The organism is Paraburkholderia sp. CNPSo 3076, from assembly GCF_026343935.1.
Classification (GTDB): Bacteria; Pseudomonadota; Gammaproteobacteria; order Burkholderiales; family Burkholderiaceae; genus Paraburkholderia; species Paraburkholderia nodosa.
In genome coordinates, this window is the sequence record NZ_JAPMAL010000025.1 from 106,445 (window position 1) to 122,165 (window position 15,721).

Sequence of the window (15,721 nt, forward strand, 5' to 3'; positions counted from 1 at the left end):
CACCCCCCTTGCGTCGCTACGACGGCTTTGCCGGTCGTCTGCCCGTTCAATCCGTGCCATGTCTCCTCCAGTTTTCTACGATCACATTGACCACCATCGCGGCCGACGCCGCACCCGGATCCATGTGTCCGATGCTGCGTTCACCGAGACGCGACGACCGACCCCTGGTCGCGACCATCGCGATCGTGGACTCGGCGCCCGCCGTTGCCGCCTCGCCCGCGCGCGTCATGATCTCGCGCACCGGCAAGCCTTCCTCCATGCCGTGTTCGATCGCCGCCGCAGCGGGCGCCCAGGCATCCACCATGGTCTTTTCGCCGACTTCGGCCCGTCCGCGCGAGCGGATGCCTTCGGCCATCGCGACGATCAGGCCCGGCGCCTCGTTCAGCGGGAGTTCCTGGCGTGCACCGGCAACCTTGGCCGCGCGCATGAATGCAGTGGCATAAAGCGGTCCCGACGAAGCGCCAACCGCGTTCAGGAAGCCCTTGGCCGCCGCATTCAACTGATCCGCGAGGGTCGCTTCCGCCGGCAGCGTCTCGATCGCTTTCGAGGCGGCAGTCAAGCCCTGCTCCATCGCGATACCGTGATCCGCGTCGCCGATCGCGCCATCGAGCCGGCAAAGCTCGTCGCGCGCCTTCGCGATGGCGCCCGCGAGCTCGCGGAACAGGCGTGCCATATCGGCGGTCGTCAGCGCGGGCATCATGCGGCCCTCTGCTGAAACATCGCGCATTCGCACGGGTGATCGATGAGGCGCTGAAGTTCGTCGTCCAGGTGCATCACAGTGATCGACGCGCCCGCCATTTCGAGCGACGTGCAAAGCGGCCCGACCAGCGTGCGATGCACCACGAGCCCCGCTTCCCGCAGGCGCTGCGCAACGCGGCGGTTGAGGATGTACAGCTCCATGAGCGGCGTGGAGCCGAGCGAATTCACGAGTACGGCAACGCGATCGCCTTTGGCGGCGCCCATCTCGGCGAGGATCGCATCCATGATTTCGTCGATGATGGCGTCGGCCGTGCGCAGCGTCTCGCGGCGCATGCCTGGCTCGCCGTGAATGCCCATGCCGATTTCCATTTCACCGGGCGCGATCTCGAAGTTCGGACGTCGAGTTTGCGGCAGCGAGCACGGCGCGAGCGCCACCCCCAGCGTGTAGGTGCGCGCGTTGGCATGACGCGCCACACGCTCCACCTCGTCGAGCGGCATCATCAGATCGGCGGCGGCGCCCGCCGCCTTGAAGATGAACACGTTGCCCGCCACGCCGCGCCGCGTTGCGCGCTTCTCGCGTGGCGCCGAGGCGATGTCGTCGGTCGTCAGTACCGTGCGCGCCTCGACGCCCTCGAGTTCGAGCATCTCGGTGGCCATGTCGAAGTTCATCACGTCGCCGGCATAGTTGCCGTACATGAACAGCACGCCCGCGCCGCCATGCGCGGCGAGTGCGGCATCCACGGCCGGTTGCGGCGGCGGCGACGCGAAGACGTTGCCGATCACCGCCGCGTCGGCCAGCCCCTTGCCGACGAAGCCCAGAAACGTCGGCTCATGGCCCGACCCGCCGCCAATCACGAGCGCCACCTTGCCGGCACGCGGCCCGTTGCGCGCGACGATCGCGCGCGGCGCGCTGTCGTTGCGCGTGAGCAGATCGCCGTGGGCGGCCATGATGCCTTCCAGCATCTCGTCGACGGCGGCGTCGCCGTCGTTGATCAGTTTCTGTGTCCTCGTGCCGTGCATCGTCGGATCTCCTCAGATATTCAGATCGGCAACGCCGGAATCGAAATGCGGCGCCCAGAACGCCACGGATTCGGCGATCTGCTCGACGACTTGCCGGTCGGTCGGCTCGCGCTCCTTGAACGACAGTTCGAGGCAAATCTCGTTGTCGCGTCCGCCGCCTTCGTGCAGCGCCTTGATCAGCGGCTCGGGCTGAATGCGGCCACGCGCGTTGAACTCGGCGGTGAAAGGACGATGACCGCCCTTGTCTATCTGCGACTGCTTGATGTGAATGATCGGCGACACCCGCGGCACGGCGCGCGCCCACGCATACGGGTCGAAGTCGTCGGGATTGGGGCTGGTGACGTCGCCGTGGTCGATATCGGCCATCATCCACATGGGGATCGCCATGTTCGCGGCACTCAGCTTGTCCTGCAGCGCCATGCACGCGGCAATGGTCTCGCCGAACTCGCGGCCGATCGACATGGGTTCCCAGAACACGTATTTCAGCCCCGCCGCCTTCGCATGCCCGGCGACTTCGGCCCAGCAATCGATCGCGGTCTGGATCAGCGCATCGCGGCGCCCCCGGTCGTCGAAGTCCTTGTAGGTGAAGATGGCAAACTGCGTGCCAATGGAATCGCCGCCCAGGTCGGCGGTGATATCCGCGAAGGTCTTGAACCAGTCGACGTAGTAGCGGCGCACCTCGGCGTCCGGATGACCGAAGTGGTTCAGCCGCCCGTAAGGCCCCGTCATGCCGGACGTGATGCGCACGCCGGTGCGCGTCATCGCCGCGCGCATCTCGCGCGTCAGCCTGCGCGTCGTTGCTGCCGGCCACGACGGGTTGATGAACTCGTGTGTCAACTGCACGTCACGGATCTTCATATCGTGCGCGATGGCATCGATCAGGTCGCCCGGCTCGGCAAAGCGGTTCACCAGCGGATTCGTGTTGAGTGCAAGCGTGAATGCCATGTTCGTCTCGTGTCGTATGGGTTGCCTCGGAGTTGCGGCCCGCCCCGCTTACGCGGATTTCCTGACGAGGCCGTCGAGCCAGACGCCGAAGGCGGCTTTTTGCGCAGCGCTCATGTGCAAACCGTGTTTGGTGCGCCGCGAGAGCATGTCGTCGGCCGACTCAGCCCATTCGTTAGCCATCAAATAACGCGCCTCCGCCTCATAGAAGGTCGGCCCGAACTGCTGGCCCAGACCGGCGAGCGAGGTCGCGCCGTTGATCACCTGATGCGTGAGCGTGCCGTGGGTCTGCGTGTAGTAGCGCAACAGGTTGCGAGGCAGCCATACGTACTGCACCTGCAGCTTCGCCATGAAACGCGGCACGTCGGCGCCTTCGATGTCGCCACCCGGCAGCGTCGCGGATGCGGTCCAGTCCGCACCCATCTTCGGGAAGGTCGGCTGCAGCTTTTGCAGCGCGTGCTCGGCCAGCTTGCGGAAGGTGGTGATCTTGCCGCCGAAGACATTCAATAACGGCGCGCCGCCGGTGACGTCCAGATCGAACACGTAGTCGCGCGTGACCGCCGACGGATTGCCCTTGCCGTCGTCGTAGAGCGGGCGCACGCCCGAGAACGTCGACACGATGTCCTGCTTGCGCAATGGATGCTTGAAATAGCGGTTCACCGCAGAGAGCAAATAGTCGATCTCGTCGTTCGTGATCGCGACCGTTTCCGGGGCGCCGTCCCAGGCGACGTCGGTCGTGCCGATGAGCGCCTTGTCGCCTTCGTACGCGTTGATGAAGATCACGCGCTTGTCGTGGTTCTGCACGAGGTAGGAATGCGGACCTTCCCAGAACTTCGGCGTGACGAGATGGCTGCCCTTGACGAGCCGCACCTTGCGCGTCGACTGCGCGCCCGCGCGCCCAATCACTTCGGACACCCAGGGTCCGGCCGCGTTGACCAGCGCCCGCGCCCTCACCACCCGCGTCGCGCCGTTGCGCGCGTCGCGCAGTTCCACGCGCCACGCCCCGCCTTCGCGCCGCGCCGAAACAAACGCGGTGCGCGTGAGCACTTCGGCGCCGCGCCGGGCGGCGTCCACGGCATTGAGCACCACGAGGCGCGCATCGTCGACCCAGCAGTCGGAGTACTCGAAGCCTTTGTGGTACTCGTCCTTGATCGGCGCCCCTTCGGGATTGCGCCGCAGATCGAGCGAGCGCGTGCCCGGCAGCTTCTTGCGTCCGCCAAGATGGTCGTACAGGAAGAGGCCCGTGCGCACGAGCCAGGCGGGACGATCGCCGGGACTGTGCGGCAGCACGAAACGCAGCGGCCAGATGATGTGCGGCGCGGCGTTGAGCAGCACTTCGCGCTCGATCAGCGCCTCGCGCACGAGCCGGAATTCGTAGTACTCCAGATAACGCAACCCGCCATGCACCAGCTTGCCGGAACGCGACGACGTGCCCTGCGCCAGATCGTCCTTCTCGCACAGCATTACCGACAGCCCGCGGCCCGCGGCATCGCGTGCGATACCCGCGCCGTTGATGCCGCCGCCGATGACACACAGGTCCACCATGTCCTTCTCGCTCATCTCACGTTCCATGTTCGACGTTAGTTGAGGCTTGCGGAAACTGCCTCCGGCCGATGCCGCGATTTCAGCAATCGGGCCGTTTCCGCCCACGTCGGCACCAGCGCTTCGCGTGCCTTGCGATACGCGGGAAAAAGTTGCGCATACAACTGCGTCAGTTCCACATCGGGCGACTCGGGCTGTCCAAGCAGCGGCGTCACCCATTCGGCGATGCACGCATTCATGTTCGGGTACACGCCGAGCGCGACCGCCGCCATCATGGCCGCACCGGCCGCGCCCGCTTCCTCGCGGGTGGAGATCCGCGTGGGCGCGCCGACCACGGCGCCGAGCACGCCGCGCAACGCGCGCGAACGCGTCGCACCGCCGGTCAGGCGCAGTTCGTCCGGCATCGGAATGCCCATCGACGTGTAGCAGTCGCGTGCGGCCATCCCGAGCCCTTCGACCACGGCGCGGACCAGATCCGGATACCGGCTTTCGCTCGTCAGTCCAATGAAGTCCGCGCGCGCGTTGGGCTCGACAAACGGCCCGCGTTCGCCCGCATCCGAGATATACGGGTGATACAGCAGCGAGCCCGGCCGCCCCTCCTGCAGCCAGCCGTCGACGCATTTGATCCGGTCGCTGCGCGAAAGACTCGTGCCGAACTGCGTGAGCAGATCGCACGCGAGATTGAGCACCCAGTCGACGTTCAGCGTGGCCGCCATGTTCGACTGCACCTGCGCCGACATGCCCGGCAACGGCAGCGCGATGACATAGCCCGTGCCTTCCGCGTTCAGATGCACGTTGTCGTTGCGCATGGCGCGCATGTGCATGCCCGTCGAGCCGACGATCGAGCAGCTTGCGCCCGCCGCGCCTTCCGTGTGTATGCCCGCGCCCAGCGCCGTCAGCACGATATCGACGAAGCCGAGACACACGGGCGTACCGGCCAGCAGACCTGTCTCTGCCGCTGCCTGCGCAGAGAGCGGATGCGTGCGTTCGGTCCCGTCGATGATCTCGGGCAGCAGGCCGCGCCGCGCGCTCAGGCCGAGTGCGTCGATGACCGTGTCGTCGTAGCGACGCGTGCGGAAGTTGCCGTAGGTGAAGCTGGCCTCCGACGGATCGGTCGCGCGCACGCCGGTCAAATTGAGATACAGCCAGTCCTTGCAATGCAGCGCGACTTCGGCGCGCGCCAGCACGTCAGGCATCGTCGCGGCCATATGGGCGATCTGCGCGCCCTGGCTGCATGCGGCGAGCCCGGTGCCGGTCGCCTCGAAGCGCGCGCGACTCGCGGGACCCTCCTGCAAGGCGCGCACCGTGTTCGCGGCGCGCGCGTCGAGCCACAGCCAGGCGTCGCTTGCGGGCTGGTTGCCCGCACCGACGAGCCACGTGCCGTCGCCCTGGCCCGTGACCGCCAGCGCCTGCGTACGTTGCGCGAGGCCCTCGACCTGCGCGCCGAGATCGCGCAAGGCTTGCGCGCAATCGGCCCAGGTTTGCGCCAGCGACTGGGTCGCCGCGCCATCGGCGCTGGTCGTGTAGCGGTTGGGCAGCGAGGCCACGGCAATCTGCCGTCCCGACAAATCGAAGGCCACGGCCTTGATGACCGAGGTGCCCGCGTCGATGCCGACGATGAGATTTCGCGCTGCGTTGCCCCCGACGTTACCCATCATGTTGCTCATCACGGAGCTTCCGTAGCTTCAGGGTCCCCACCCAGCGCCAGCGCCGTGGCCTCGTCGGTGATCAAGCCGCTGAGGAGGCCGCTTTTCAGGACGGCGCGGATAGCGGCGATCTTCGACACGCCTCCGGCAATGGCCACGATGCGCCGGCTCGTCAGATCGGCCAACGGGGGCGCCACCGTGCGCGCCGCCAGCGACGTTTCGACGGATTCGCCGGCGTCGCTGAAAAAATGCCCGAGCAGTTCACCCTTGCCGCCCTTGCTGCGCACTTCTTCGATTTCCGCCGGCTCGATCATCTGCGACGCGACAAGCTGTGCATCCGCGTCCACCGCTCCGATGCCGACGACCATCAAATCCGCATGCGCCGCGAGATCGAACACTTCGCGCACGCCGCGCTGCGAGAGCAGCACCTCGCGATCCTCCGCGGTATTGGCGAAAAACGGCAGCGGCAGCACGTACGACACCGCGCCCGTCTGATCGGCGAGCTTGTGGATGACGTCATACGGATTCGCGGTGTACTTGCGCGTCACGCCGCCGAGCAGCGAGACGAAGCGCACCGTGCCCGCGTCCATGCGCGGAATGTTCGCCACCACGGCGGCAAGCGTGCGCCCGTGGCCGATGCCGATGACGCCGTCCTGGCGCGCCGCGATCTCGCGTTGCAGGAAATACGCCCCAGCGACGCCCAGCGCACGCAACGGCAAGTCGCCTTCGTGCAGATCCGGCACCACTTCGCAATAGCTCAGGCCGTAGCGCTGGGCCAGTTCGGCTTCGAGCACGACGCACTCGGCGACATCGCCGTCGATCGTGAACTTGATCGCGCCGCTCTGATTGGCGCGCGTGATCAGCCGATGCGCCTTGACGCTGCTCACGCCGAGTCGGGACGCGACATCGGCCTGGGTCTGCCCGGCTGCGTAGTGCAGCCAGGCCGCGCGTATCGCAAGGCTGTCCTCGGCGTCACGCTTTCCGGCGATTTTTGTCATGTTGTCTCCATGCACCCACGAAAAGTGATATTTTTTTCGTGTATTGAAATTTATTTCAGTGACCTCAAGGTAAGCATTCCTTTCCCCGGCTGCCATCCGCGATAACCCTGGGTGGTCTTCGCCTGTTCGAGGGGCCGAAAGGAAGCTGTTGCAACGCATCAAAAAACAGCATGGAGACACGATGGAGCGCTATTTACTCGGCGTCGACAGCGGTTCGACCGCCACCAAGGCCGTCGTCTTTGACACATCGGGACGCACCGTCGCGGTGGGAAGCCGGCGGGTCGAGCAGCGCCAACCGCGCGCGCGACACGTCGAACGGGACATGCAAGAGGTTTGGGCAGCGGCCTGCGGCGCCATCCGCGATGCGTTGCACGAGATTCCGCCGGACTCGATTGCGGCGGTGGGCGTGACCGGGCACGGCGACGGGCTCTATCTCGTCGACAGCGCCGGCGCGCCGCTCGGACCGGGCGTTCTGTCACTCGACAGTCGCGCATTCGAGGTAACCGAGCGCTGGCGTGAGGCAGGCGTGCTCGAAAAAGCGCTGACGCTGACGGGACAGCAGCCCTATCTCTACGCTGCCGTTAGCTTGCTCAAGTGGATCCAGCTCAACGAGCCAGAGCGCTTTGCGAAGATCGCCCACGTGCTCTTTTGCAAGGACTGGCTTCGTCTATGCCTGACCGGCGTGCCGGCCACCGATCCGACCGAAGCGAGTTCTTCCTTCACCAATGTCGATACGCAGACTTACAGCGACGAGGTCCTGTCGCTCTACGGCCTGACGTCGATCGGTCATGCGCTGCCGGAGATCATCGCTTCGGCGCAGGCCGCCGGCCGGATCACCGCGCAGGCCGCCGCGCAGACCGGACTGAAGGAAGGCACGCCGGTTGCCTGCGGGATGCACGATGTCACGTCGAGCGCGCTCGGCATGGGCAACATCGAGCCGGGTGTTGTTTCGATTACGGCGGGCACGTTCAGCATCAACGAAATCCTGTCCGATCGACCGCAACGGGATCCGCGCTGGTCGTGCCGCAACGGCACGCGTTCCGGCCAGTGGATGAACATGTCCATCTCCCCTGCTTCATCGAGCAACGTCGACTGGGCGTTGCGCGAACTCTTTCAGCACGAAACACAGGAAGCCGCGCGGCGCGGCGGCTCGTTGTTCGACCTGATCGGCGACGAAGTGCAAGCGGCCTTCACGGAGCCGAGTTCGGTCATGTTTCATCCCTTCCTGTTCGGCTCGCCCTTCGAGCAACCAGCGAGTGCGTCGTTCTTCGGCATACGCTCGTGGCATCGTCGCGCGCATCTGGCGCGTGCCGTGCTCGAAGGCATGGTGTTCAATCACCGTTGGCATGTCGAAGCGCTGACGAGCGCTTTTCCTGCGCGTCGAGCCGGGCTGACTGGCGGAGGCTCGTCGAGCCCCCTGCTTGCGCAGCTATTCGCCGATGTCCTCGGCGTCGCGATCGATATTCCCGAAAGTCCCGAGGCCAGCGCGCTTGGCGCCGCGCTCTGCGCCGGTGTCAGCGTAGGCGTTTTCGGCTCGCTTTCCGAGGCGACCGCGCGCGCGTGCCGGGTCGCGCACACGTACGTTCCGGACACCGAGCGACATGGCCAACTCGACGCGGCGTATGCGCTCTGGTCGCGGCTCACGGCAGCCATCCAGCCTTTGTGGCCCGCGCTCGACCATGCGGCCGTCGCGCACTGAAGGGGGAACACAACGATGACACAACGAAACCGCGAACGCTTTCTCGAGCGCGTGAGGCAGCAGCCAAAGGTCAGCGTGTTGATTATCGGCGGCGGCATCAACGGCGCAGGCCTCTTTCGCGACCTCTCATTGCAGGGCGTCGACTGCCTGCTGATCGACAAGACGGATTTCGCCTCCGGCGCGAGCAGCGCGCCGTCGCGCCTCATCCATGGCGGCGTGAAGTACCTCGAAACCGGCGAGTTTCGCCTCGTGACCGAATCCACGCTGGAGCGCAACCTGCTGCTGAAAAACGCGCCGCATTATGTGCAGCCGCTCGAAACCGTCTTGCCGATTCACTCGTACTTCGGCGGCATGATCGCGTCCGCGTGCCGTTTCTTCGGCATGAAGGCAAAGCTGGCCGATCGCGGCGCGATCATTTCGAAGATCGGTCTGGCAATGTATGACTTTCTCGGCCGGCATGACCGCACGATGCCGCGGCATCGTTTCGCGCTCAGAAAGCAGTCGCTGCAGAGCTTGCCGCTGCTCGATCCCGCGATCAAGGCGACTGCCACGTACTACGACGCCAAAGTGACTCAAGCCGAACGGCTGAACTTCGAACTCATCGCCGACGGTCTCGCTGCCTGCGAGCACTGCGCCGCAGCCAATTACGTGGGTGTCGATCACGTGGAGAACGGCATCGTATGGCTGCGTGATCTCGTGACGCAAGAACGCATTGCTGTCGAGCCCGCTATCGTCGTCAATGCGGGCGGCGCGTGGATCGACAACGTCAATGCTGCGCTCGGGATCGAGCGGAAATATATCGGCGGAACAAAAGGGTCGCATTTGATCGTCGACCATCCCGAACTGCATGCGCAACTGTGCGGCCGCATGGTGTACTACGGGTCGAAGGACGGTCGCATCTCGCTCATTTATCCGTTCATGGACAAACTGCTCATCGGATCGACCGATATCCGGGTCGGCGATCCGGACGGCGTGCGCTGCGAGGACGACGAGGTCGCCTACATGCTCGGCGTATTGCGCGAAGTCTTTCCGGGCGTGCATCTCACGCAATCGGATATCGCCTTCCGGTATAGCGGCGTGCGGCCACTCCCTTATTCCGACGCCGCGAATCCGGGCGATGTGAGCCGCGATCATGTGGTGCACGTCGATCACCTGCCGGGTACGCAGATCCCGGTGCTGTCGCTGGTAGGCGGCAAGTGGACGACCTTCCGCGGATTCGCGGAATCCGTCGCCGACGATACGCTCGGACGCCTCGGACGCTCACGCAGGATCAGCACGCGCCACGAGCCGATCGGCGGCGGCCGTGATTATCCGCACGAGGCAGGCAAACCGGCCGCGTGGATCGGCGCACTCGCACAACGCCACAATCTTCCGGCCGCGCGGGCCGAGACGCTTTTCGCCCGGTATGGCACGACGGCGGCGGTGGTCGCCGCGTCCTGCGCGAAGGCGCAGGACGCACGCGCGGATCATTCGCTCACGGGCGAGTCGGGCTACACGGCGCACGAGATCCGATACCTGTGCGAACACGACATGGTGACGCATCTCGCCGATCTGGTTTTCCGCCGCACGACCGTTGCGATCTCAGGGCATCTGACGAACGCGTTGTTGCTGGAAGTCTCCGGCATTGCAGCACAGGCGCTGGGATGGGATACGGTACGCACGCTGCAGGAAATTGATGCGACGCGTGAAACTGCGCGTGAGCGTCATGGTGTTGTGCTTTCTTGCGGCGAGTTGGCGCGACAGCCAGGCGCTTAACCGACTGACACGTAGTTGGACGTCAAGCTGATCACTTATCCGCCATCCCTCCCCTCGGCAGCCACGCGTAGACGCTCTGCTCTCTCTTCCGAGATCTTGAGGATGCAATCGATCAAATACTCTGCAGGTTTCGTAAGCTGCGCATCGGGTGGCGAAAGGAGAAAGAGTTGCGACGGAGGGAGCGGAAGCTCAATCGACAATTTGACGAAAGACCGCCCCACGACCGTCTCGCTAAGCGCGAGAAGATTGAGCGCCAGCACGGCATCCGACATCAGCGCAAGCGCATAAAAGAGTGAGTAGGAAGTACAGAGCGTGATCCGCTCTGGCGGCGCCAGGCCCGCATTCCGGAACGTAGCGCGGACGAACTCTGGGTAGCTGTCGGTGACATCGGTGTGAATCCATTCGGCTTCCCGAAGATCAGCCAGATCTTTTGCACCCGAGAATTTTCCATTCGCACGCGTAACCAGCACGGAATCGAACGCGAATAGCGCTTTGACCAATCCCGGCGCTTCCCCGCGATTCACGGGAAAGGCCGCCAATGCGATATCGATGGTCCGGTTGCCTAGCCGCTCGGTCAGCTGGTTGAACTCGAGTTCGCGAAACTCGACGCTCACGCGGGGCCAGCGCCGGCGGAATTCGACGAACGCCTCCACCAGTCCGGCCATACCCGCAAGCGGCGTCACACCGACAACCAGTCTCCCCTCGCGTTGCCCTCTCAAATGTCCGAGATCTTCTTCGGCGCGCTCGAGCTCACGGACGATGTTGCGCGCCCGTTGCAGCAACGTCATGCCTTCCGCGGTCGGCGCCACGCCCCAGGGGTGCCGTTCGAGTAGCTGAACGCCGCATTCGTTCTCCAGTTCACGAATTGCCCGGGTGACCGCCGGCTGCGTCAGGTGCAGCCGCCGCGATGCGCCGTGGATGCTGCCCGTTTCGGCGGTTTCAATCAGGGCACGCAGTTGTTGAATTTTCATAATGCGGAATGCCGTGCAGTTTTGGTATTCAGATGCAAGTTTTTGATTTTTTATTTTGACCGATCGTTCGTAGTCTAGCCCCTGATCCAGTTTCTGAGAAACGCCAGCAGGAGGCAAAACCGATGACCCAAGCGACAACGATTCCCGAAACGCAGCAATACGCCGAACTGCTGGAAACTTTGCGCCGTCACGAAGCACAGTTCATCCAGATCCGCCACGACATTCACGCCCATCCCGAGCTGGGCTTCGCGGAGAAGCGCACTTCCGCCCTCGTTGCCGAACAGCTTGCGCAATGGGGCTACGAGGTGACAACGGGCATTGGCGGCACGGGTGTGGTCGGGACGATCAGGCGCGGCGACGCGAAACGCGCCATCGGCCTGCGTGCCGACATGGACGCCCTGCCGATCCAGGAAGCGACGGGCCTGCCCTACGCCAGCACCGTTGCCCAAACGATGCACGCGTGCGGCCACGACGGGCACACCGCGGTCCTGCTGGCCGCCGCGCATCACCTCGCCACGCGAGGGCAATTCGACGGCATCCTCAACGTCATTTTTCAGCCCGCCGAGGAGGGCCTGGGCGGCGCTTCGCGCATGATCGCCGATGGCCTCTTTCAACGCTTTCCCTGTGATCAGGTGTTCGCCCTGCACAACGCGCCCGGCCTGCCGGTCGGCCATTTCGCGGTGCGTCACGGCTGCATGCTGGCGTCGTCCGACACCGCGACGATCAACGTCACGGGTCGCGGCGGGCATGGTGCGATGCCCCATCTCGCGAGCGACCCGGTCGTTGCGGCGGCAAGTATCGTCATGGCGCTTCAATCGATCGTCTCGCGCAATGTCGAACCGACACGCGCTGCCGTGGTCACGGTCGGTTCCATTCACGCAGGCAAGGCGGCCAACGTGATTCCCGCGACGGCCACGCTGGAGCTTTCGGTGCGCGCGCTCGACAGCGAAACGCGTGATTTGCTCGAGGCGCGCATCCGCAGCATCGCCGAGCTGCAGGCTCAGTCTTACGGCGCCACGGCAACAGTCGACTACCACGCCATCTCGCGCCCCCTCATGAACGACCGCGCGGCAACCGATCACGCGATCGCGACCATTGAGGCGCTCGTGGGCAAGGAGGCGCTGACGATGATGCCCGACGCCCTCATGGGCAGCGAGGACTTCTCCTGGATGACCGAGGCACTGCCGGGCTGCTACGTGCTGCTCGGCAACGGCGTGGGCCAGACGGGCGGCTGTCTCGTTCACAACCCGGGCTACGACTTCAACGACGCCGCGCTCAGCTGGGGCGCGGCCTGGTTTGTCGCGCTGACCGAACGCTACTTGCGCACCGAATAACCCCAGGCACGTCAGGCGATGGACCGCTGTCACTTCTCGTCCACGGGAGTCGCCGCCTTTCCTTTGCAGTTTCTGACCCACCACAAGAGCCTATAAATGTCAGTACGCAGCCTTCGGCAACATTTCACCACCGATAGCAAACGGACCAACGAACAACGGAAGCGCTTTTCACGAGGCGCGCTGCGTGTCGGCTACGCGGCAACGCTCTGCGCCCTGAGCCAGGTCGCCTCGGCACAGGCATCGAATCTGTTCTTCAGCGACTACTTCCAGGGCGTGCCGTATGCGACGACCGATGCCTATACGCCAGGCCTCAGGCTCTATGGCGTCGTAGACCAGGCAATCGGCTTCACCAAGGGCGCGCAGACCGCCTTCGTGCAACAAAGCGGCGGCGAATGGACTTCGAAGTTCGGCATGTACGGCGTCGAGGATCTCGGCGGAGGCTACCGCGTACGCTTCGCGCTTGAAAACGGTTTCGACGCCTCCAACGGCCAACTCGGCACCGCGGGCACGATGTTCAACCGCGAAGCATGGATCGCGCTCGGCTCCGCGAGGACCGGCGAAGTGAAGCTGGGCTTGCAGGACGCCGTCGGCGTGCCGCTCTTCGTCGACGTGTTCGGCGAGGTGCTGTCGATCTCCACGGTCGCCTATCTGGCCGGATGGACCTATGACCTCGGCCCCGGCGCCAGCTATCAGCCGCTGCACATCTCCAACGCGATCAGTTACTCGTCGCCGTGGTACGGGCCGTTCAATGCGCAGGTGCTCGTGCAGACGCACACCCAGGATTCGACTGCGCCGACCCTGACCAACCGGTCTGTCGCGGTCAACTTCTTCAACGGCCATCTGTTCGGCACGATCAGCTATTTCGGCAACTACGCGGTCAACGGGCTCAATCCCTCGCAATACGTGCGCACCGACAATATCGCTGGCGGCGTGCTCTACGACAGCGGCCACTATGTCCTCTCCGCGGGCTACAGCTTCCTCGCCCCACGGCTCGACGGCGACCGGGTTTCATCGACTTATACGCTTGGCGCGATCTACCGCTACCAGAAGCGCAATGACTTTCGCGCAGAAGTGGTGTATCGCACCGTCGGCGGCTGGGTCGATCACTCGTACGGCGTGACGCTGGGATACGACTACAACCTGTCCAAACGGACGGCCCTCTACGTGCGCGGCTCGGTCATCCATAACATCGGCACTGCGCCCACCTATAGCCACTATCCCTACCCCTACACGCAACAGCCCACGCTCGACAACATCAACAATGCCTACGCGGGTCAAAACGGTACGGAGTTCTACAAGACGCCGCACGTCGTGCTGGTCGGCATGTATCACAAGTTCTGAGTGGCTCGCGCTACGCACGTCCATCGACTGAGGAGAAACACCATGACGATTCGCCAATTCACACGGTTCGCTACCCTTCTGCTCTTCGCCTTTTGCGCAAATGTGTGGGCGCAGGGCGCAAGCGACACGGCCGCAACATCTGTCGCAACGGGTGCGTCCGTTGCGGGCGCAACGGAGCCGACAGACAAACAGCTGGCCGCCGACGTGCGCCACGCACTGCACGCTGCGCGCAAGCAAGGCCTGAAGTCGACGTACATTCGCGTGCGCGCCCACAACGGTGCGGTCACGCTGACCGGCGTCGTCGCCAGCGACGACCAGATCGCACTGGCCACGTCTGTCGCACGCGGCGTGAATGGCGTGCGTTCGGTGACGAGCAAGATCGAGATCCGCGCCAACACGGGCCTGAACGGCAACCAGTAAGCGTCGCGGCGCGCGTTGTCATGCACGTGACGCGCGCCCTCGCCCCCTTTCATCGCAGCCTCAATATGAACGCAGTCAACGCCAGCGCAACGAGCGCAACGCGCACGCGCCACTCGACGGTCATCGCAGCCGCACTCGGCAACGGCCTCGAGTTCTTCGATTTCACGGTTTATAGCTTCTTCGGGCCGATCATCGGCAAGCTGTTCTTTCCTGTCGGCGACGAGTTTGCCTCGCTGCTGATGTCGCTCGCTGTCTTTGGCGTCGGATTCGTCATACGTCCGCTCGGCGGCATCACGATCGGTATATTCGCGGACCGCGCGGGCCGCAAGCCAGCGCTGCTGCTGACCGTCGCGATGATGGCGCTCGGAACCGGCCTCATCGGCCTTGCGCCCAGCTACGAACGGATCGGCATTGCTGCCCCGTTGCTGATCGTATTGGGCCGCCTGCTCCAGGGCTTTTCGGCCGGCGGCGAAGTCGGCGCGGCAACCACGCTGCTGATGGAATCAGGCAGCGCTGGAAAGCGCGGCGTGCTCGTGAGCTGGCAGATGGCAAGCCAGGGTGGCGCAGCGCTCGCAGGCGCGCTCATAGCAGTCTTGCTCTCGATGTCGCTCACGCACAGTCAACTCGTCGACTGGGGCTGGCGGGTGCCGTTCGTGATCGGGCTTGCGATCGGGCCAGTCGGATTCTTCCTGCGCACGCGCATCGAGGACACGTCACATCACCTTCATTCGCGTGCAAACGACGCCGCGAAAGTTCGCCATCGCCTTCCGGTGAGGCAGATCGTGGCGGGCGTGATGCTGGTTATCGGCAGCACGGCCACGATGTACACGATCGTGTTCTTTCTCCCCACCTTTCTCACGTTGACGCTCCACATGCCGCCTGCCACGGCTTTGCCGAGCAGTTGCGCGGCCGGTGTCATCCTGCTGGTCGGCTCGCCGCTCGCAGGCAAGCTTGCAGACCGCGTGGTATCCCGCAAGCGACTGCTGTTCGGTTCCACGATTGCGTCGCTCGTCGTCCTGGTCCCGGCGTTCTGGGCGATCGCCGCCTTCCCGTCAATGGCCACGGTGGCCGTCGTCGTCTCCGTCCTGGTTGGCCTGATGACGCTATCGAGTCCGGCGGGATTTCTGATGATTCTGGAAGCGCTGCAACCCGAAATACGTGCGACTGCGCTCGGCATCATCTACGCGCTCGGCGTGACCTTGTTCGGCGGGTTTGCCCAGTTCATCGTCGGCACGCTATGGCGTGCAACCGGGAGCTTCTACGCTCCGGCGTGGTACATGCTGGGCTGCGGATGCCTGAGCCTGTTAGGGCTCCTCCTGTTCAGGGAAGCCCCTCCGAAATGCACTCGCTAATC

Annotated in this window: 13 protein-coding genes; 6 read left to right on the plus strand and 7 right to left on the minus strand. The window is 64.6% G+C overall.

Going from position 1 to position 15,721, the window contains the following annotated elements; genetic code table 11:
• Positions 1 to 46: 46 nt before the first annotated feature.
• From dhaL to M3A49_RS27370, 6 genes are read right to left on the minus strand one after another with little or no spacing between them, the layout of a single operon-like run.
• Positions 47 to 700: a dihydroxyacetone kinase subunit DhaL gene (gene dhaL, locus M3A49_RS27345; protein ID WP_266231819.1), complete on the minus strand. Its 654-nt coding sequence runs from the start codon at positions 698 to 700 to the stop codon at positions 47 to 49.
• Positions 697 to 1,719, minus strand: coding sequence for a dihydroxyacetone kinase subunit DhaK (locus M3A49_RS27350; protein ID WP_266231820.1), 1,023 nt, complete (start codon positions 1,717 to 1,719; stop codon positions 697 to 699). Before M3A49_RS27350 ends, dhaL begins: the two co-directional genes overlap by 4 nt.
• A 12-nt stretch (positions 1,720 to 1,731) precedes the next feature.
• Positions 1,732 to 2,664, minus strand: coding sequence for a sugar phosphate isomerase/epimerase family protein (locus M3A49_RS27355; RefSeq protein WP_266231821.1), 933 nt, complete (start codon positions 2,662 to 2,664; stop codon positions 1,732 to 1,734).
• A 48-nt stretch (positions 2,665 to 2,712) separates the two neighbouring features.
• The gene (locus tag M3A49_RS27360) at positions 2,713 to 4,221 is read right to left on the minus strand and encodes a glycerol-3-phosphate dehydrogenase (RefSeq protein ID WP_266231822.1); all 1,509 of its coding nucleotides are present in this window, start codon (positions 4,219 to 4,221) and stop codon (positions 2,713 to 2,715) included.
• A gap of 20 nt (positions 4,222 to 4,241) precedes the next feature.
• A complete protein-coding gene (locus tag M3A49_RS27365) occupies positions 4,242 to 5,870 on the minus strand; it encodes an FGGY-family carbohydrate kinase (protein ID WP_266231823.1) in 1,629 nt (542 codons plus the stop codon).
• Entirely contained in the window at positions 5,870 to 6,847 is a 978-nt protein-coding gene (locus tag M3A49_RS27370; RefSeq protein ID WP_266231824.1) for a sugar-binding transcriptional regulator, read from the minus strand. Before M3A49_RS27370 ends, M3A49_RS27365 begins: the two co-directional genes overlap by 1 nt.
• Positions 6,848 to 7,028: 181 nt before the next feature.
• Here M3A49_RS27370 and M3A49_RS27375 point away from each other — a divergent pair, with 181 nt between their 5' ends.
• Positions 7,029 to 8,546 (plus strand): FGGY-family carbohydrate kinase, encoded by a 1,518-nt coding sequence (locus tag M3A49_RS27375; RefSeq protein ID WP_266231825.1) that lies wholly within the window; start codon positions 7,029 to 7,031, stop codon positions 8,544 to 8,546.
• A 15-nt stretch (positions 8,547 to 8,561) separates the two neighbouring features.
• Positions 8,562 to 10,301, plus strand: a complete 1,740-nt coding sequence (locus M3A49_RS27380) for a glycerol-3-phosphate dehydrogenase/oxidase (protein WP_266231826.1) — start codon at positions 8,562 to 8,564, stop codon at positions 10,299 to 10,301.
• A 35-nt stretch (positions 10,302 to 10,336) separates the two neighbouring features.
• On the opposite strand, the gene M3A49_RS27385 is transcribed toward M3A49_RS27380, so the two are convergent.
• Positions 10,337 to 11,272 carry a LysR family transcriptional regulator gene (locus M3A49_RS27385; RefSeq protein WP_266231827.1) on the minus strand — a complete coding sequence of 312 codons (936 nt, stop codon included), beginning with the start codon at positions 11,270 to 11,272 and terminating at the stop codon, positions 10,337 to 10,339.
• Between the two features lie 122 nt (positions 11,273 to 11,394).
• On the opposite strand from M3A49_RS27385, the gene M3A49_RS27390 reads away from it, so the two are divergent.
• The 4 genes from M3A49_RS27390 to M3A49_RS27405 all read left to right on the plus strand — a co-directional run bounded on the left by M3A49_RS27390 (position 11,395) and on the right by M3A49_RS27405 (position 15,719).
• Positions 11,395 to 12,606, plus strand: a complete 1,212-nt coding sequence (locus tag M3A49_RS27390; RefSeq protein WP_266231828.1) for a M20 aminoacylase family protein — start codon at positions 11,395 to 11,397, stop codon at positions 12,604 to 12,606.
• Positions 12,607 to 12,702: 96 nt separating this feature from the next.
• A complete protein-coding gene (locus M3A49_RS27395; RefSeq protein ID WP_266231829.1) occupies positions 12,703 to 13,947 on the plus strand; it encodes a porin in 1,245 nt (414 codons plus the stop codon).
• 42 nt (positions 13,948 to 13,989) lie between these two features.
• Positions 13,990 to 14,367 carry a BON domain-containing protein gene (locus M3A49_RS27400; RefSeq protein WP_266231830.1) on the plus strand — a complete coding sequence of 126 codons (378 nt, stop codon included), beginning with the start codon at positions 13,990 to 13,992 and terminating at the stop codon, positions 14,365 to 14,367.
• A 65-nt stretch (positions 14,368 to 14,432) separates the two neighbouring features.
• A complete protein-coding gene (locus tag M3A49_RS27405) occupies positions 14,433 to 15,719 on the plus strand; it encodes an MFS transporter (protein WP_266231831.1) in 1,287 nt (428 codons plus the stop codon).
• Positions 15,720 to 15,721 lie beyond the last annotated feature (2 nt).